Raw genomic sequence first — 18,971 nt, 5'->3', positions numbered from 1 at the left:
TAAGAACTCCAGGTTACGTTTCTATTTTTCCATAGTTCGTTTTCGACTCAGTAAAGTAATAATAGGCGGTAGTAAAGAAATGAAAATGATGCTGTAAATTACGATCGAGAAATTTTCTTTTATTAATGGAATTGATCCTAGAAAATAGCCCAAGCTCAACAGACTGAGGATCCATATTAAGGCACTAACCAAATTGTATAGTGAAAAATGAAGAGTGCGCATCGAGCCTATACCTGCAACAAAAGGAGCAAAAGTACGTATGATAGGAAGAAAACGTGCAAAAATTATCGTTTTACCACCGTGCTTTTCATAAAATGCATGAGTTTCTTGTAAGTGTTTTTTATTGAGCAACCAGGAGCTATCAGCGAAAAAAATACGTGGCCCGAGTAAACGGCCAATCATAAAATTGATTTGATTTCCTAAAACTGAGGCAAAAAAGAGCAGAAAAAATAAAATCGAAATATTTAATGGGTTTCCAGCTTGAGCTGCCATACTCCCTGCAGCAAAAAGCAAGGAATCTCCAGGTAAAAAAGGTGTCACTACAAGCCCTGTTTCACAGAAAATTACTGCAAATAAAAGCAAATAGGTCCAAAATCCATATGTTGTAACAATGGTATTTAAATATACATCAATGTGAATTATGTAATCAAAAATAGAGTTTAAATGCATTTTATGTTGAAATTGGATTAAATAAAGTAAATATTCTTACACACTTATTTCTTAATTAATATAAATTTTATAGCTACAGCGTAGCTGCTGTTACTATTCTTTATAAAATAAACCATTACAAGGAGTATGATGAACACTTTATTTCATCTTGCGTTTCCTGTGCATGACCTCGCTTTGGCAAAACAGTTTTATCATTATCAGTTGGGTTTTTCATTAGGACGTGAGTCGGAGCATGCATTGATTTTAGAATTTGGTAACCATCAAATTGTAGCACATAAAATTGATACCATTCTTCCTCCACAAGAAGGCATCTATCCAAGACATTTTGGCTTAATTTTTCTTGAACGACATGAGTTTGATGCTTTTTTGGAACAACTTAAGAAGGAGCACATTCCCTTTGAAATTCCATTGAAAACACGATTTAAAGATACTCGAATTGAACATCAATCTTTTTTCTTGAAAGATCCCAGCAATAATTTATTGGAATTTAAATATTATCAATTCGGTTCAGCTATTTTTGGTGAAAAAGATTATAAAAAAATTGGCGAGTCATCATTTTCAGAAATGAATTAAGAAGAATGATAATTGAAGCCAGGGTGAAGCATACTGCAGAACCCGGGATTAATAATGCCTGGAAATCCCGGGTGCTGCGGCTATTTATTAAGAGGTGTCATCTGAAGGGTAAAACCCGATGAACATTAAACTTCAGCTAAGTTTCCTTTAGTTTCTAACCAGACTTTTCTATCGCTTGCCCGTTTTTTATTTAGCATCATGTCCATAATTGCCTCAGCTCCGACCTCATCATCCATGGTCAATTGAACCAATCGTCTGGTATTAGGATCCATAGTCGTTTCACGAAGTTGTATGGGATTCATTTCACCCAAACCTTTAAACCGTTGAACGTTGGGTTTCGCTCGAGTAGTTTGTGCCAAATGGTTGAGGATGCGATTTTTTTCTTCATCATCCAGTGCATAATAAACATCTTTACCTGCATCAATTCGATACAGTGGTGGCATAGCAACAAATACATGCCCAGCTTGAACCAGTGGTTTAAAGTGGCGTAAAAACAAAGCGCAAATCAACGTAGCAATATGGGCACCATCTGAGTCTGCATCTGCGAGAATGCATAACTTACCATAACGAAGCCCGCTTAGGTCCGAAGAGCCGGGGTCTACTCCTATTGCTACGGAAATATCATGAATTTCCTGAGATGCCAAGACTTGTGACGAATCTACTTCCCAGGAATTAAGAATCTTTCCACGCAACGGTAAAATTGCCTGAAAATCTTTATTACGTGCTTGTTTTGCTGAGCCACCCGCGGAATCACCTTCTACTAAAAATAATTCAGCCTGGCTGAGATCAGTAAGCAAACAATCAGCCAATTTACCTGGGAGGGCGGGGCCTTGACTTACTCGTTTGCGTGCTACTTGTTTTGCTTGTCTTAAACGTTTTTGTGCGCGCTCAATTGCCAAAGAAGCAATCGCCTCACCTTGATTTCGGTGTTGATTGAGCCAAAGTGCAAAAGCGTCTTTAATTACATTACTGACAAAAGCAGAAATCTGGCGGGAACTTAAGCGTTCTTTGGTTTGTCCCGCAAATTGTGGTTCTTTCATTTTCACCGATAATACATATTGGCAGGGTTCCCACAGGTCATCAGCGGTAAGTTTTATTCCTCTAGGTAGTAGATTTCTTAGCTCACAAAATTCTGCCATAGCATCAAATAAGCCGGAGCGTAGGCCATTTACATGGGTACCTCCTTGAATTGTTGGAATTAAATTTACATAACTTTCACTAAAACCACTATTTGAGCCATTAGACCAAACTAATGCCCAATCAACAGTTGCTTCATCGCTTTTGAACTCGCCTATAAATGGCTCTTCAGGCAAATAATCTCCATCAGGCAATGATTGATTTAAATAATCAATAAGACCCTGTTCATAACACCAATGCAATTCCTCATTAGTTGCTTTATTTATAAACGTCATAGACAAGCCCGTGCAGAGTACTGCTTTTGCTCTCAGCACATGGGTTAAATGTTTTACGGAGATACGTGTGGTATCAAAATATTTTGGATTGGGCCAAAAGCGGATAATTGTACCGGTGTCTCTTTTTTTAGTGAGGCCTGTTTCATTTAATTCGCATAATTTATCGCCATTGGCAAAAGACATTTTGTACACAATCCCATTGCGCTTGATGGTCACATCAAGGCGGTCAGAAAGAGCATTGACCACCGAAACTCCCACTCCATGCAATCCACCTGAAAAGCTGTAATTTTTATCAGAAAATTTGCCTCCGGCATGGAGTCGAGTCATAATCACTTCAACGCCACTTAAGCCTAATTGTGGATGTAAATCCACAGGCATGCCGCGACCATCATCCTCTACTTCAATAGAGCCATCTTCATGAAGCGTGACGCGGATATGGCTTGCAAAGCCCGCAAGTACCTCATCCACACTGTTATCAATCACTTCTTGAGCCAAGTGGTTCGGACGCGTCGTATCGGTATACATGCCAGGGCGACGTTGAACGGGTTCAAGTCCACTTAAGACTTCAATAGCTTGGGCAGTATAGTTTTCTGACATGGGTATTTCTCAAATAAAAGTTAGGTTTATTTTACCATATATTATGATACAGTAGACGAAAGACGAATAGTTCCTTTGTAAATCTATATAAAGATCACCTGTTCTGCAAGCTGGATGTTGTTAGTGACGCTTGGATTGAGGGACCCTTAATCTGGGAAATGAGTAAAGATGATTTTCTGGATCAGGCTTTGACATACTGCCATTAAATTAAGGGAAAAACTGTCGTTCATGCCAAGGCGGGAACCCATTTTTAACAAGGCAGATGGCAATTGAAGAATAGATTCCGCCTTGGCAGGAATGACAAGAATCCTTAACTTAATGGAATTCATGCTTTGACCAGGCCAGGTTAAATAGAAAACATATGCAAAAAAACAGTGCTGAAATTCACCAATTATCTGTAGCCTTTCAACATCACCATAAGACGGTGTCTGCTTTGGATGAAGTCAGCTTTAATTTATATCCTGGTGAAACCCTGGTTTTATTAGGCGAATCAGGTTGTGGCAAATCCCTCACCTCTCTGGCTTTAATGCGCTTGTTACCTAAATCCGGTGTTTATGGTATTGACAGTTTAATCCATGTGGATGGACAAGATATTTTGGATTTACCAGAGCAAATGATGCGACAATTGAGAGGTCGCAAATTGGCCATGATTTTTCAAGAGCCAATGACTGCACTGAATCCAGTAATGACAATAGGAGAGCAGTTAACAGAAGCCTTGGCAAAATGTAACTCGTTTACTGCCCAAGAATTGCAAGACGCATTATTATCCTTGCTTTATGAGGTGGAAATGCCTCAGCCAGAAATTAAAATCCATCAATATCCGCATCAATTGTCCGGTGGACAGAAACAGCGGGTGGTTATTGCCATGGCGCTGGCTTGTAAACCTGATATTTTAATTGCCGATGAACCAACAACCGCTCTGGATGTTACAATCCAGGCCCAAATCCTTACTTTATTAAAAAAAGTACAAAGAATTCATCAAATGAGTTTATTGCTCATTACTCATGATCTAGGAGTAGTGAGAGCCATGGCATCACGCGTCTGTGTAATGTATGCAGGACAAGTGGTAGCGCAATCCTCTGTAGAAGATTTTTTTTCGCGAGTAAAACAACATCCATATGTACAGCAGTTATTGGCATCTATACCTTCTTTGGCAAAACGTGAGGAGCGCTTATCAGTAATTCGTGGATTAGTGCCTGCTTTAGATGAAATGCCTTCGGGTTGTCGTTTCCATCCTCGTTGTATTTACGCATTTGAACGTTGCTCAATAGAGGAGCCGCGATTGCAAGAACAAGATGGCCAATTGGTACGATGTCATCTATACCCTGGCATCGAAGAATTACCGCCTTTGCAAAAAAACAAAATAGTTTGGGATGTTGCGGTTACGGAGGCAAAAACAATACTCACGGTGAATGATTTATCCGTTGGTTTTATCCAGAAAAAAGGACTATTCAGTCGCCATAGAGTTTTATTAAAAGCAGTAGATGGACTGTCATTTCGTTTATTGCAAGGAAAAACATTGGCTTTAGTGGGTGAATCAGGATGTGGTAAAACCACGGCTAGTCGTGCCTTATTACGATTATTACCCATTTGTGGCGGTGAAGTACACTATAAAGAACAGGATGTATTGGCATTAAAAGGGCGCTCATTAAGAGAATACCGAAAAAAAGTACAAATTATTTTCCAGGATCCTTTTTCTTCTATGAATCCGCGCATGACAGTAGGTGAAATAATCGCTGAGGGAATGCATGCCCAAGGAATGAAGCGCTCGGTAATTAGTGCTCGGCAAAAAGAGCTATTGAATCAGGTTAATTTGCCCAGCAGTAGCTTGCAGCGTTATCCACATCAATTTTCCGGTGGGCAAAGACAAAGAATTTGTATCGCTCGCGCTTTAGCTACAGGTCCAGATATCTTGATTTGTGATGAACCAACCAGTGCTTTGGATGTTTCTGTGCAAGCACAAATCCTCAATTTATTAAAAGAGTTACAACAAGAAACAGGCATTTCTTATTTATTTATTACCCATAATATGGGGGTGGTTTCTTATATCGCTGATGAAGTGTTAGTCATGAAGAATGGAGTCGGTGTCGAGTTTGGGAGTTGTGAATCCCTTTTTAAATGTCCTCAAGAAGCGTATACACAACAGCTTTTGAATGCTGTTTTGGATGTTTTTTAATCACCTATCTAAGTCAGTAATGTTCTTCTTTCATATTTTATTGATTAAAAATGTGATATATTTGCGCACTATATGGATAATAAAGTCTTAGTATTTATTATTTGGGGGACATGGTTGCATGAGAATCACTCTGGGCGAATATATCTTTGATAATATCGAGAATTTTACTGCTTATTTAGAAACCACATATGAACAAGATAAGTTGATTTCTGGCGAAGTCAATTTATCTTTAGGGTGTGATGCATTGACCCAAGAAGATTTTAATCAGTTGGTTGATTTTCTTTTAAAACCAGAGCGTACAAAACGTTACAAATTTGAAATTACTCCCCCTAAGTATCAAGTATCCTTTGATAATGCATATCTTATCAATAAACGACAAAAGTTTTCTTTCGAATTCCAACAACAAGTAACAGAGCTCTCTAACTCAGCAATTCTTGTTCATCCTCATGCGACTAGAATACGAAAAGCTAAAAAGAATTGGGTTGAGGGTATAAAAAGTCCTAGCATGGGGCTACAGCTTCAATATCAAATGCCAACGCAGCATGAAGCTCCGCATCAACAAATTAAAGCAACCCAGCGAAAGCGCAAAAACAATGAGCAACCATATCAACACCCGGAGCAAGGAACTCCTTTGACGCAAATTCCTGAGTATGTTGAAGAAAATGCGCGCAATATTGTTGGTTCTTACCGCCAATTCCGTCTCTTGAAAAAAGATTCTAAAAGCAGGGAGGTTTATAGGGAAGAGTTTAAAAATTTATGGAGTGAAAATACCTCAGCGGAACAACGCCAAGCGGCCTTTATTTTGTTCTTGTCTGTCGCGACAGAAGATAATCCACCAAAACTGAAGAGGATAATAAGCTTACTCCAGGCGATTCCTTTAGGTGACCTTAATTATCAAGGTCTGGCGCAAGTGTTAATTCATACAGGAGCTGATGGTGTTTTACTTTTATTGCAACAGATGAAGGTATTACATGATAAGGAATTTTTTAAAGACTTTGATAAGTTATTTCTGGATAAACCTGAAAACTATCTTGCGTTAATGTCTCGCCAAGGTTTGGCAAATCTTCAAAAGTTGAGTGAACTAAGCAACGAACAAAAAATATGGTGGGTTAAATTAGTTTCTCAACATAAAGCAACAGGTGCTCGCCCTGAGTTTAATGATTTATTTGAAGCTTATGATTATTTTTTAAAGGAGCTGGAGAATAAGAGTCTGAAGTTACCTTTCTCCTGTACTTTAGAACATATCGGTCTCATGAAGCCCACACTAGATCGCTTACTGTTCATCATAAATAACAGCAGTGATCCTGAGGAGCAACTTACTTATTTAGATAGGTTAGATCTTGATGGGGCCTATCATGCCAGTCGTTATAACAATTATAAGCTGGTATCAAGGCAAATGAATTTAAGACCTAATGCAGATGAAGAGGTTCCTGATTATTCAACCCCTGAAACGCCGAAGGATGTAAGTGTCTGGTTAAGCCGTTTCGACCTTCCATATGAGGAAGTTGTCACTCGTTTTTATCGTTTTATTGGTGTGCAGGAGTGGGCCTTTAGTCTGGATGTATATCAAAAGATTGAACGAGAAATTAGTAACAATAAAAATCTGAGCGTTCAGAATAAAGTATTATTGCTTAGTATCGCTGCATTGACGACTACGGGACAGCAGGCATGTACTAAATCAAAAGATCCTTATACCCGCTTTAAAAGTTTGCTTGACAAATTTACGGCAATAGCCAATCACTTTAATGAGGACATGAGTGCTCAATTATTAACTGTACTTACTGTTGTTTTAGGGGAACTAGGGAATTACAGTTGGGAGTTAATGCCTGCCGCTGATGAGCTGAATAGGCTTATTGATATTCTATCACTCACACTAAAAACCGAAGAGCCACTATTAGAACAAGCACAGCATGATTTTCATGAAGCAAGTGTCCTTGCTTTAAAACTTATGAAGAAATATGGTGACGCCGCCTCATCTGTTATTAATAATTATGAACGACGCTTGGGTATAGAACAGACACATACCGCCGCCATCCAAAAGTTTTCTTTTTCTGCGCTGCTTGAGCATTTAGCTGCTCCTTCTAAATTAGATACATTTTTATCTGGACTTTTTCACGATCAACCCGAGCGTTTGTCTCAGTTTGTCGTACTCCTCTCTTTATTAAGTGATGACGTACCGAAAATGACACGAGATGGTGAAGACGATAGTGAGTTTGAAGCAAAAATAAAAACATTGGCAAAAGCCCTGCATGCTATGCAGGCTGAGCATAGAAGCCAGTTATTAGCAATTCTCACTGATATCAATATAGAAGTGTCTTATCGCTTGCCATCTCTTGAGCAGCTGATAAAAGTCGTTAATTCAGTGACCGAGGCAGAAGAGAAATTAAATAGGTTGCCTCATGTTGAACATCAAAATGCGGATGTTCTTGCAATTGTTCGTAGTGAATTGCCTGAGGTAAAAATAGGGGACGATGCAGTTAGCGAACAAGTAATTAACCTTTTTAGCATGATGGAACAAATTTATGAGGATTGGCAACTACAATCAAAATTTGAAGCTTTTCCAGAAAAGCTAACAGGATATTTGGAGTCCTGGATAGGTTCTCATCAAATTGTACTGTGGTATTTGAGACAACGGCCCATTAATGCTCGAAGAGTTTTCGAGGTTTTGGCTGACGAAGAGCAAGAAGCAAAGAATGTGTTAAACAGTAGGTGGTTTTTTTGGACTTTATCTGGATTTCCAGAAGAAAGAAAACAAATGGATGAGGTTTTGGGCAATGAATTTTTTACGCAGAAATCCTTTGTTGCAGTACTGAGATCTAGAATTGAAACCGCTTGCCAATTCAGTTTAAGAGCCGCTATCAATGCATTACAAACATCAAATAGAGATTTTGACCGATTTCTATTAAAGCAAATTAAAGAATTAGACACTGATCTCCCTATTGATGAAGCCCTGTTGAAATTGGAGCAACAATTAAACGCAGTGAATGAATTAATTAATTCATTAATTCGCATTAAAAACCAAAATAATGTTGAGTTTCACCGTTCTATTTCATTATTAACAGATTTGATTAAGTCCACAGTACTTGGAACAAATTCTGAAACAGTGGTTCAGATGAGAAATTTACTGGATGTATTAAGCCAAGGAAAAACGTCTTCAGTTGCATCTTCCTTAGCAATTTTATGCAAGATATTAAAAGGAACACCGGATTACTCCTCAGAGCAGCTACAAAAAGCATTGAACGAAGTTACATATCTAACAAAATACCGGGAAATACTTGGGGAAGAGGCTTATGAAGTCCTGTTGCGCTGTTCATTCAGTCATAATCTAACTCAGAAAACATTATTTCCATTAAAAAGTATGATGGAATTAAAACCCTTGGTAGGCGTGGATGATCAGCATGCTGAGGACTTGTTTGATGCTCTAATCAATGGAATAAAAAAAGCAGGTTCAAATCTTGATGAGAAGTTGCTAAAAAAGGTTATTAATAAAACCCTATCGATTATTCAGTCGAAAGCAGAAGTGGGTTCACTGGTACCGTTGCTTACTTTATTGGTGAAAGCATGCACTAAATGTGATAAGGATGAGTTGAATCGTTATTACAACTTAGTCTGTACGTTAGAAAGCACAGCGGATTCTGATTTAAATAATTGGGCAAAAATATTAATTGTGCTTGGTGACCATGCAACTGATGCAAATATTCATCGTTTGCTGGATGTTCAAGCAGGTCTTGAATTAAATCCACTGAATCTACCGGAGCTTGCACAACTATTTGATTATCCACCTTATCCAGAAATGGAATCGTTTATCAATGTGTTAAATGGAGATGTTAAAGATCTTAAGGCTTATGTTGATGAATTTGACAGGGATCCTAAATCTGGACGTGCGCCACAAAAAAATGCATTCGGCATTATTTTAAAAGATAGTGAACAAGTTCTTGATGAGCAATTTGATGCTTCTAATGTTGCACAAGTTATTGCTGATATTAGAAATATTGTTGAAGGAACCGCATTAACTCGTCAAGAACAATATGATTTAGCGCAACAAATTATCTATATCAATGCAATAGGAAGGGACAAACCTTTTACTTTGGCTGTAGGAAATGACCCAACAACGTACCAAATTAAAACATACCAGGATTTGACTAAAGTCAGTCGCGCGGAGTTACGTGAATTATCAGATACACTGATTTCTAAAATAAGAACAGCGCATCTGGATGCTCATGAGAAACTAAAAGCTCAGTTGAGATTGCTTGCCGTGTTACGTGAGCAGTATTCTCGAGCTACAGGAAAATTTGTTGATACCACACAGCTTATTGCCATTTTAATGGCATTAAAAAACCAACGAAGCAATATGCTGGTGGAACTGGATGAAGAGAGCAATTGTAGTGCTAATGCACTACTTGCTGTAATGCAGTGGGTTGAAGCAGATGGTGGGGCTATTGATGTGTGTGCCGTCAACCGAGACATGATGGTCCAGAATTATAAACATGATGAAGATTTTTTTGCTTCTCTAGGAATCGCTTCCAGCTGCGTTGAGGGAAATTCTCTTAAAGGAACGTATCAGGTTGGTGGGATAAATTATTCTACTATAGGTGATATGGCTTCATATCGCTATCGGGCCAGAATCGAAAATGAAGACATGACAGGTTATAAGAATGGTCATCCTGTAGCGAGTAATTTGATCCTTTATGGATCTGATTTCTCGGAATTAGATGAAAAGACTTTATTTAATCTTGCTCTTAAGCGTGAGGGGGATGATGAGGATAGTTCATATACCTGGGTTTATCCTTTAATCAATGAATTTATTAATCAGAGACAATTTAAAATTCTCGACAAAGGCTGGAGCGAAGATCGGGATATAATCCAGTTAAAAGAGTTTCTTGACAGACATGCGCCTACAGGTCGGCATAAAGTGCAGTTAAACTCATTACCTGATAAAAAATTTAGTTTATGGATCAATGCAGCGATAGAAGCACAACGTTTTGTTGCAGGGGAAGATTTTATTATTCCACCCTCTAAAACAGCACGGCATGTTGCTATTCCCTTAAATCAAAAAGTTGCTCAAGGTGATTTAACTTTTATGACGCATCAATTTCTGCATGCTCGGTTGCAAAAGAAATACCCTGATTGGGAGTTCGTTATTGAGCCTGAAATGTGTTGTATTGATTCTGTATCAACTAAGGATTTCATTGATCACTATAAAAAACAGGGACGTGTTATTAGCATCTCGAATACTCTCAGTCGAAAAGAGAGGTTAGTGGAACAATGTAATAAGTTCGACATGGATATTGCGTGCAAAATACCATCTTATCAAAAAAATAAACGTGTGGAACTGACTACACGAGTTATCGCAAATAAAGCAGCTTATGTCCGCGCTGTAAGAGAAGCCATTAATCAAGCACAAGAAGGACAACCTGTTGTCCTATTCGCGAAAGATGTTAATGAAGTAAAAGTTCTTCAAGAATATCTAAAAAAACAGTTCAGTAAAAGCAATATTGCCGCATTTACGGGCACTGAATCTGTGGCAGAACGCAAAAAATGGATTAACAATCAGTCTGGAAAAAAAAATACAATAACGATTACTACTACAGCATTTGCGCAAAGTGCGGATTTTACAACACAACATCCGAAGGGATTTTTAGCGATTCAAACTTATTTGGATGCCCGGGCTGCACAGCGAGTTACAGGCTGCACTGGTGGGAAGGGTAGGCCAGCTAAATACGTTGCTATCTATGAATCAAAAGGGGCCTATATTTTACAATCCGGGTTTTATCAGACCCAAAGTAGGCGGAAGGAAATACTTGCTTTTTTGGCCGAACTGCAAAGTCAACAAAAGGAAGAAGCCGCTGTCACGCGTCATTACGTGCAAAGGGTATCCAATATACAACAAGTTGTGTTCGAACAATTTCAAGAGTGGAAAGAGTTTTTACATCTTGTTTGTCCAAAACACGAATGGAAAACACTGGATGCAGCGTTGTCAATACAAAGAGAGGATTTGACTCGTTCTTTAAGTGAATGTTCGGACGAATGCTTTGAGTATACTGATCCTCAGAAGTATCCTGATCCCTACATACGTCGTATTGCAAATAAGAACTTACAGACGATTGCATTAGATAAAGCAATAGCAGCTTATGAAGTCGCTGTATGCTCTATTTGGGAGCAACATCGAGCACTTCTTAAAGAGAAAGCTGAGTACTTCGTAGTAGAGGGCTCAGTTAATGCATTACGTTGTCATTATCTGGATGAGGTATCTTTAAACGAGCAATTAAAATTTAATCGATTGGCTGCCCGTAGAAGCAAGAAAGAAAAACTTGCTGAGAAGAAAAAAACATGTCGTTATGTCGAATCCGGATTAGAAGTAAATGGCGCGATGCTACGATTTGCTGACGGTGATGTAGAAAGTTATCGTGAAGCTTTTGCTAAAAGCCAAGTGAGATTATTTGCTAAGGACATTAGCCTCATTATAGAAAATAATCCTCATTTAAAGAAAATTGTGCGATCCATATTGGTTCAACAAGTTATGGATGCAAAAAACTTAGATAATCTCGTTGATCTTTTACTTGATTATGCCAATAAAGATTTACCTGAAGATCGATTCGCTGAAAAATACACCATGCAACCGGTAATCCAAGAGTTGTTGCGGGTTTATAAAGAAGCCGGTCTTGAAGAGACCAGCGGGATAAACGAATTAAAAGCAGTTTATTTTGATAGAGTGATCGCAGAGCTTGTAGATGAATTGGAAACGAGCTTATCCTGGGCTAAAGAGGAACATCGCGGCCTAGGTTATTTGCTCGAACGAACAGCTGTTACTAACGCTGCTAGAGACATATTGAATGCTGCGTATGTATTAGCAGATGCAGACAAACTAAAAGGAGCTGATAGACTTCCAGCACAACAAAGTGCTATTAGGAATTTATATCGAGTATTGGCAGAGCATGAAGCGCAACTTGAAGGTTTATGGATATTCTCTTTGGGACACAAGAACACGCGTACTTTAATTAAAGAAACTATGGCTACCCTTGATGGATTAACGGCTATTGGTTCAAATAAAGATAAACTGGATGCTGATTTCATACATGATTGTAAAGAGGAGTCTCTTTGTACCGCAACGAAAAGAAAATTGAATTCTGCGATTCAAGCCATGGAAGAGAAAGAAGTCGATTTACAGAAAAATAGAGAATGGAAGGCAATTAAGAATACATTAAATGCAATACGAGCCGAGAGCAATTCTATCTATGCTTTTCGTGAAATGTACGAAGTTCTCTCGCATAAAATGGAAGAACTTGCAGGAAAAAATTCAAAATTACAAGGACCTGTAGCTCGACTTCGTGGCGAGGTGCGACTTCTTTGTGAGTCATTAGGCCAGGAACATAAAGAATTACTTAATACAAGTAAATATCTAAAGTGTAAGGCTGAAAATCTCAAGGAAAAACTTAATGGATTAAACGGATTTAAGGTCAGAGATGTTACGCTCAAGGAGGGAAATAATGGCTATAGCCAATATTTTGATTTAGTTATTGAAGGCACTGGTTCTCATTCATTATTGCAACATTTTACGCATTATAATTCATGCACCCAGAATTTAATGAATCAAAGATCTGCTTTGAATGAAAGCTTAAAGCAAGCCAAAGAAAAAATGGACACTTTAGATCAATTGATAAAAGAAGAAGTACCGCTACTTAAATTGGAAGAAAACAAGAAGGCAAATGCAGCAAAATTTCCTGAACAATTTCAGGAGCAGGTTAATGAAATTCTTGGCTTAAAAGAACTCATAGATGCTCAAGCACCTGAACATTTAGATTCATTTCCTGAGTCAGTTCGCAAGCATTTTCATGACCGAGAATTGATGAAATCATTTGATTTTCCAAATTTAGAGACAGAAGAAATTGAAAAAATTCAAGATATAATATTAAAAATCGATTTTAGGGATTTACAGGAGCGAATCATTGAGGGCACGAAGCCCAAAAATTTATGGGGAAATATTTCGTCCTACATGTCAAGCTACGTATTTACCCCCGAAAATATGGAAGATTGGCGTCTGGAATTTAATGACTTAATTAAAAGACCTACGAGAAATTTAAATAAAGCGTTTCGTCCAGATATTCAAAAAAAGCAGAATATATTAGCTGGCCAACTTGAGCTATTACGTCAACAAATAGCAGAGCAAGCCGAATCGTTGCAACAACAAGTTGCATTCCTCAATGAGAAAATTGATGAAGAAGAGCAAAAAGAAGGGATTTATGCCATGCGAATTACCAGTATTGCTGAGCTTTCTAAATTTGAAAAAGAGCTAATGAGGGTCAAATCGCAACAAAAAGCAAATCCATCCCTCGATGAGACTTTAAAATCTGATAGGCCATCACGTGTATCTATTGATATCCATGAAACAGACATTGAATCCGTAGCACTCGTGATGTAATCATCTGTAGCGCTGGGTAACAGCGCTACCCATTTATAAAGATGTTCAAACCATGCATTAAGTATCATCAATCTTCCAAAACAAACCCCTTTTTGTTTAAATATTGAACTATAATCAAATTTAGACGATGTTGAATTTGGAATGGCAATGTTATCTCCTGATGTAGTAAAAGTTATTGATACTATTAGTGAAAAAATTGAAACAAGCAATTTTGAGTCATTAACTTTTGAAGATGTAAAAAATGCCTGTTTTATGGTGATGGGACAAATGGAGCATATAAAAACCAGTAACCAATTTCCTGCCATAGATTATTCTAAAGAAAAAGAACTAATCGCTTATAAGCGTATCGTGATGCTCTTAGTACAATGGCAAGCTCGATTTATAGAAATGAAGAAAGGTAATGTGTTGGGAAATTATATTGCTGATTTAAATTTCTTACGTGATATGGTCCATTCAATCCCTGACGTATTAGGCGATGTTTATAAAGAAAAAATTGAAAAAATTAATTTTTACATTTCCAGCATACTTGTCCATGTTAACACACTGAAAGCTAAATTGCTTGAAGCGAATTGTTTTGATGTTGCACTTATGGCGCACACCCAATGTGCTTATGAAGTCACTTTTTTATATTCCAAATTACTCGAATTACACTATGCAGAGAAAATGCGTTATTCGGTTGTCATTAAAGGTTATTTTGAAGCAATTCAGGAGACGTTTGATTTTTATTTAAAAGAAATAACCTATTTTCGTGATCTCGAGATTACCAACGCAAAATGTTTGAGCTACTGCGTAATGAATTATCTCCCTAAAAATGTACGGCATTGAACGAAGTACATTGCTTGCATCACTCGGCTCATCTCTATTGTTAAATTGAAAATAACCGATTAAATGCTCATCATCAGAACGCACTGAATAAAAAATACTATACTTTAAGAAAATATGAGCAATAAATGGGTAGTGAGTTATGGGAATTCTTCATATATCACCAGATGAGCATTTAAAACGAGTAATGGGTAATCCCAGTGATGCAATCTTAAAACAACGTGAGTTATCTGAAGCAACCTATCCCCTTTTGGTTTCCTATTTAGAATGGCTCAGAAGGCTTAATTCGATCCAAAATAAAAATGATGTAATTCATCAAAATGAACAATTTTTTAGTGAGTTTATTCATTTGTGCGAGCACAATTTGCTCTTCTTTCTAACGGTTACTGGTCAGTTTGATGTCATTCGATCGCTTTTTGAAGATAAAAATTTATTAGCAAATGAAATTGCATTGCTTGAAGAAATAGAAAAAGAGCAAGCTCAGGCTGCAGCCGCAAATATACAGGATTTTGTGTTTGTTCCCAGAAAAAAGGAGTCATCAATCCAACAGCCTGAGGTACCTATATCGTTAGCTCCGCCGGCGTCTGAATGGGAAAAATCGCTTTATGGTTTAACTAATATGGATTTATTTCGCTATTATGAAGATGAAATGAAACGGATTACTCATATCTACCATGTAAAGCAAATAAAACAAATTGATACAGCTTATGATCAACATCTTAATCTAATGCGAGAGACATTAAATGTAATTAATCAAGACGAGAATATTAGCGAAGAAACAAAACAAAAAGCGATATCACTTTATAAAAAATTAGTAGTAATAAAAGAGGAAATGGAGGCGCAATGTCTTGAGATAACTCCAGTTGATGAAGAAGCACCATTAGAAATACAAGTCCTTGAAAAACAGCATCAAATCAAAGAAGGAAAATTTAAAGAAGCGCAAGGAGCTCTTGAACAATTTTTTGAAGAAGTTCGTCATGAGTCTCCACAATTACAAAAGATTTATGAAGAACATCAAACCATTACCATGAATTTTCAAAAGGAAAGTCAAGCGATTCAAAGCGAATGGAAACAGGCGATGGAAGAGCTATCTGTGCATTATGAGACTGCACGTGTACATGCTTTAGAGGATGTAGACAGTAGCTTGAGTTTAATCATAGATGAATTAAGAAAATGTCCTGTTAAAGAATTGAACGAAGAGCAAATTTACAAACTGGATATGGTCTTAATGCAATTAGAAAAATATAAAGAAGAATTGAAAACAGTTAAGAATTATGATTCCACTCAGGTTTTATTAAATAAATGTAATAAAGAATTAGAAAATATAGTGAGTATTGTTGAACCAATATTAGCAGAGGATGCAAAAAAACGTTTTGAGATTAATATACACTTAATGAAAAAGTTCACTTTAGCTCCAAAATCCTCCTCTCAAGTCTTGGAATCACTCAATGTGGATTCCCAAATATCTCCTCCAACACCTACGGTTGCATTTGAAGAGCAAGACCTTGACCTGAAATCAAGTACCTTTACTGTTGAACCTATGAGTGAAGAACAGCATGATTCTAAAATACTTAATGAAAATATCTCAACTCCTTTTCTGTCTACAGAGCGAGACGTTGACCTAAAATCTAGTCGCTCTGCTGTTGAGGTGATGAATGGGTATTCTCAGGATATTCTTGATGATAAACCTCATAGTGTTTCTTTGCCTGATGAGCAAAATATTGATGCGGAGCCAAGTGCGTCTGTTATTGAACTTGCGAGTCTTAAAAAAGATGAGTCTGAAATTGCTCCTAGTGAAGAGCCTCGAAATTCAGTACATGTTCAACGATATCGATTTTTTATGAGTACTATGAGGGACGGAACGGAGCTCATTGAGTTTGATCCGGAAAAACAACGTAATTATGAATCAATGATCGAAGAGCTATCCGCTGTTTTAAGTGAATTGAATGAAGAGGCCGAACCAGAAATCGCAGAAAAAATAAAAAAAATCGAAACGCTTATTGAAGATGCAAAATCAATTGGCTTTGATAAAGCAAGCCCATCCCATATTCAAAAAATTTGTGAGGCATGCAATTTAGGCATTGATTATGAGCCATTAAATCAAGTAAAAGATAACCTCGCCTCTATGATTCAGTTCAAAAATAGCCCACAAAGTGGTATGGGAATGTAAATGATTTTTGTATCATAATTGAAATTTTATATCACAGCATGCCTCTTTTTTGCTATAATATGTCCAATTTTTTATAAAAGGGAGAGGAATATGACGCCACAAGAAGAAGCATTATGGCAAGCTGTGACTAAAAAAGAATATGAGCAAGTTAAAACATTGATTAATGATCATCCTGAGTTAATCAATGCAGTAAATACCAATGGAAGAAGTCTTCTGATGCGAGTCGTTCTTCTCTTAACACCTCCGTTAGATTTGATTGAGTTTATTGCGCAACACCCTGATCTTAGCTTTGAAAACTCTAAGGCCACTAAAACGACTATGAGTGTTATTTTATCCACAGGTCGTCCAGAAATTTTAGCAATATTTGCAAAAGATCCACACATTATTTTTGATGGTGAGAATTTAGCTTATGCAACTGCCAAGAAGCTCGTAGAAGGTGCGGCTCAAGAGAAGGTTGAAAAATACACAAAAATGCTAACAATCATTCGTGACGCGACCATACGCCATGCAATTACAACAGATAATCCTTCTTTATTGGAGCGATTAGAAAAAGCAGGGGATAACTTGGCTCAACCATTAAGCGATGGCAAACTTCCCGTGCGTCTTATCACTAAAGATTGTCCTGCTCCTCTTGCTACATCATGGTTTCAATCTCAAATTGGGAAAAACCAAATAAGCATTGCAAGTAAGGTCGATTCGTTCTTTTCTAATGCACGTAAAATGCAAGACGCTCAGAAAGAGATGGAGGAAGTTAATCGACGTATGTTAGAGAGTGATATCAAATTACTTGGTAAAACTTATAACAGTATGGAACAAGTAGCTTCTGCTCTTAGCCTTACTAACTAAATCAATTGGTTCATCTGGGTGAATGCGAAGCTGTAGCCCAGGTTCTAATCTTCTTTAAGCTGATTTATCTTGTAACCCATTAATAAATCCTTTAATTTGGGTTATTAAAAACTCCAAGGGTGATGGGATAAGTGTGGTATCAACGCGATGCTGAAGGTTTAACCCTTCGTTTATATGTTCAGCCAGGTGCCAAAAAAACAGAGATTGTCGGTCTTCATGAAGGGGAGCTTAAGATTCGCTTAAATACTCCACCTATTGAAGGTCGCGCTAATAAAGCACTTTTGAAGTATATTGCTGAGATATTTAAAGTACCAATAAGGCAAATTACCTTGCAACGAGGAGATAAATCCAGGCATAAAGTACTGACCATTATTGGTTCTATGGTAAATCCAGATGATTTACTTTGAATCCTGACGCGAATTTTGCGATAGTACAAATGAACCAATAACCAAATCGCTAATCTTATGAAAATTGAACAATTCCCCATCACGTTTAATACTTCTGGTCGAGGTACGCAGGATATTACTACTGTTGTAAAGACGCTGCTATCGAAAACCACGATACGACAAGGCTTATGCCATTTGTTCCTCAAACATACCAGTGCCTCTTTGATGCTTTGTGAAAACTATGATCCTCAAGTTCGTAAGGATTTGGAACATTTTCTACTTCGGTTAATTCCCGATGGGGATCCACTTTTTAAACATGTGCTCGAAGGTCAGGATGATATGCCTGCACATATTCGTACTGTATTAACTCAAAACAGTTTAACTATTCCCATGCAAAATGGACAATTAGCTTTAGGTACTTGGCAAGGGATTTATCTCTATGAGCATCGTTATCAAGAGCAAGAACGGCACCTGCTTATTACTGTTATAGGAGACTAATCGAGTTTTTGCTATACTATTACTCTTTTTTTTGAATGGAACAAAATATGTCTTCTCTACCTCAATGCCCTAAATGTAATTCAGAATATACTTATGAAGATGGTAATCAATTAATTTGTCCGGAATGTTCCTATGAATGGTCAAAAGATGGAGCTGAAGAACAGCTTCACGACGATCAACGCGTGATTAAAGATGCGAATGGCCAGATTCTCCAAGATGGGGATACGGTTACTGTAATTAAAGATCTAAAAATTAAAGGATCGTCTCAAGTAGTAAAAGTTGGTACCAAAGTAAAAAATATTCGTTTGGTTGAAGGGGATCATGATATTGATTGTAAAATTGATGGAATTGGTGCCATGAAATTGAAATCTCAATTTGTTAAAAAGGGATAGAATAAGAGATG

The 18,971-nt window shown here is 37.4% G+C and carries 11 protein-coding genes; 9 read left to right on the top strand and 2 right to left on the bottom strand.

Annotation, left to right across the window (positions count from 1 at the left end; all coding sequences use genetic code 11):
- Positions 1-21: 21 nt before the first annotated feature.
- A complete protein-coding gene (locus BW930_RS07200; RefSeq protein WP_058468482.1) occupies positions 22-669 on the bottom strand; it encodes a DedA family protein in 648 nt (215 codons plus the stop codon).
- A 129-nt stretch (positions 670-798) separates the two neighbouring features.
- On the opposite strand from BW930_RS07200, the gene BW930_RS07195 reads away from it, so the two are divergent.
- Positions 799-1,242: a VOC family protein gene (locus BW930_RS07195; protein WP_058468481.1), complete on the top strand. Its 444-nt coding sequence runs from the start codon at positions 799-801 to the stop codon at positions 1,240-1,242.
- Between the two features lie 125 nt (positions 1,243-1,367).
- Here BW930_RS07195 and parE read toward each other — a convergent pair whose 3' ends face one another.
- The gene (parE, locus tag BW930_RS07190) at positions 1,368-3,251 is read right to left on the bottom strand and encodes a DNA topoisomerase IV subunit B (RefSeq protein WP_058468480.1); all 1,884 of its coding nucleotides are present in this window, start codon (positions 3,249-3,251) and stop codon (positions 1,368-1,370) included.
- A gap of 361 nt (positions 3,252-3,612) precedes the next feature.
- Between parE and BW930_RS07185 the strand changes: the two genes are divergently transcribed.
- The 8 genes from BW930_RS07185 (at position 3,613) to BW930_RS07150 (ending at position 18,960) form a co-directional block, all read left to right on the top strand.
- Positions 3,613-5,427, top strand: coding sequence for an ABC transporter ATP-binding protein (locus BW930_RS07185; protein WP_058468479.1), 1,815 nt, complete (start codon positions 3,613-3,615; stop codon positions 5,425-5,427).
- Between the two features lie 118 nt (positions 5,428-5,545).
- Complete coding sequence (locus tag BW930_RS07180; protein WP_058468478.1) at positions 5,546-13,846, top strand: hypothetical protein; 8,301 nt, start codon at positions 5,546-5,548, stop codon at positions 13,844-13,846.
- A gap of 141 nt (positions 13,847-13,987) precedes the next feature.
- Positions 13,988-14,671, top strand: coding sequence for a hypothetical protein (locus BW930_RS07175; RefSeq protein WP_238587877.1), 684 nt, complete (start codon positions 13,988-13,990; stop codon positions 14,669-14,671).
- 139 nt (positions 14,672-14,810) lie between these two features.
- Entirely contained in the window at positions 14,811-16,838 is a 2,028-nt protein-coding gene (locus tag BW930_RS07170) for a hypothetical protein (RefSeq protein ID WP_058468476.1), read from the top strand.
- A 90-nt stretch (positions 16,839-16,928) separates the two neighbouring features.
- Positions 16,929-17,684 carry a hypothetical protein gene (locus tag BW930_RS07165; RefSeq protein WP_058468475.1) on the top strand — a complete coding sequence of 252 codons (756 nt, stop codon included), beginning with the start codon at positions 16,929-16,931 and terminating at the stop codon, positions 17,682-17,684.
- A gap of 131 nt (positions 17,685-17,815) precedes the next feature.
- Positions 17,816-18,091, top strand: coding sequence for a DUF167 domain-containing protein (locus tag BW930_RS07160; RefSeq protein ID WP_058468474.1), 276 nt, complete (start codon positions 17,816-17,818; stop codon positions 18,089-18,091).
- A 57-nt stretch (positions 18,092-18,148) separates the two neighbouring features.
- Complete coding sequence (locus tag BW930_RS07155; protein ID WP_058468473.1) at positions 18,149-18,568, top strand: secondary thiamine-phosphate synthase enzyme YjbQ; 420 nt, start codon at positions 18,149-18,151, stop codon at positions 18,566-18,568.
- A gap of 47 nt (positions 18,569-18,615) precedes the next feature.
- Positions 18,616-18,960, top strand: a complete 345-nt coding sequence (locus BW930_RS07150) for a zinc ribbon domain-containing protein YjdM (protein ID WP_058468472.1) — start codon at positions 18,616-18,618, stop codon at positions 18,958-18,960.
- The last annotated feature ends 11 nt before the right edge of the window (positions 18,961-18,971 follow it).

The organism is Fluoribacter gormanii, from assembly GCF_900156395.1.
Taxonomy (GTDB): Bacteria; Pseudomonadota; Gammaproteobacteria; order Legionellales; family Legionellaceae; genus Legionella; species Legionella gormanii.
This window is presented reverse-complemented; position numbering and strand designations above follow the sequence as displayed.

What these genes read in the sequence shown, in the direction of transcription:
- BW930_RS07200 (WP_058468482.1), bottom strand. Translation starts at nt 669, where the DNA reads ATGCATTTAAACTCTATTTTTGATTACATAATTCACATTGATGTATAT.
- BW930_RS07195 (WP_058468481.1), top strand. Translation starts at nt 799, where the DNA reads ATGAACACTTTATTTCATCTTGCGTTTCCTGTGCATGACCTCGCTTTG.
- parE (WP_058468480.1), bottom strand. Translation starts at nt 3,251, where the DNA reads ATGTCAGAAAACTATACTGCCCAAGCTATTGAAGTCTTAAGTGGACTT.
- BW930_RS07185 (WP_058468479.1), top strand. Translation starts at nt 3,613, where the DNA reads ATGCAAAAAAACAGTGCTGAAATTCACCAATTATCTGTAGCCTTTCAA.
- BW930_RS07180 (WP_058468478.1), top strand. Translation starts at nt 5,546, where the DNA reads ATGAGAATCACTCTGGGCGAATATATCTTTGATAATATCGAGAATTTT.
- BW930_RS07175 (WP_238587877.1), top strand. Translation starts at nt 13,988, where the DNA reads ATGGCAATGTTATCTCCTGATGTAGTAAAAGTTATTGATACTATTAGT.
- BW930_RS07170 (WP_058468476.1), top strand. Translation starts at nt 14,811, where the DNA reads ATGGGAATTCTTCATATATCACCAGATGAGCATTTAAAACGAGTAATG.
- BW930_RS07165 (WP_058468475.1), top strand. Translation starts at nt 16,929, where the DNA reads ATGACGCCACAAGAAGAAGCATTATGGCAAGCTGTGACTAAAAAAGAA.
- BW930_RS07155 (WP_058468473.1), top strand. Translation starts at nt 18,149, where the DNA reads ATGAAAATTGAACAATTCCCCATCACGTTTAATACTTCTGGTCGAGGT.
- BW930_RS07150 (WP_058468472.1), top strand. Translation starts at nt 18,616, where the DNA reads ATGTCTTCTCTACCTCAATGCCCTAAATGTAATTCAGAATATACTTAT.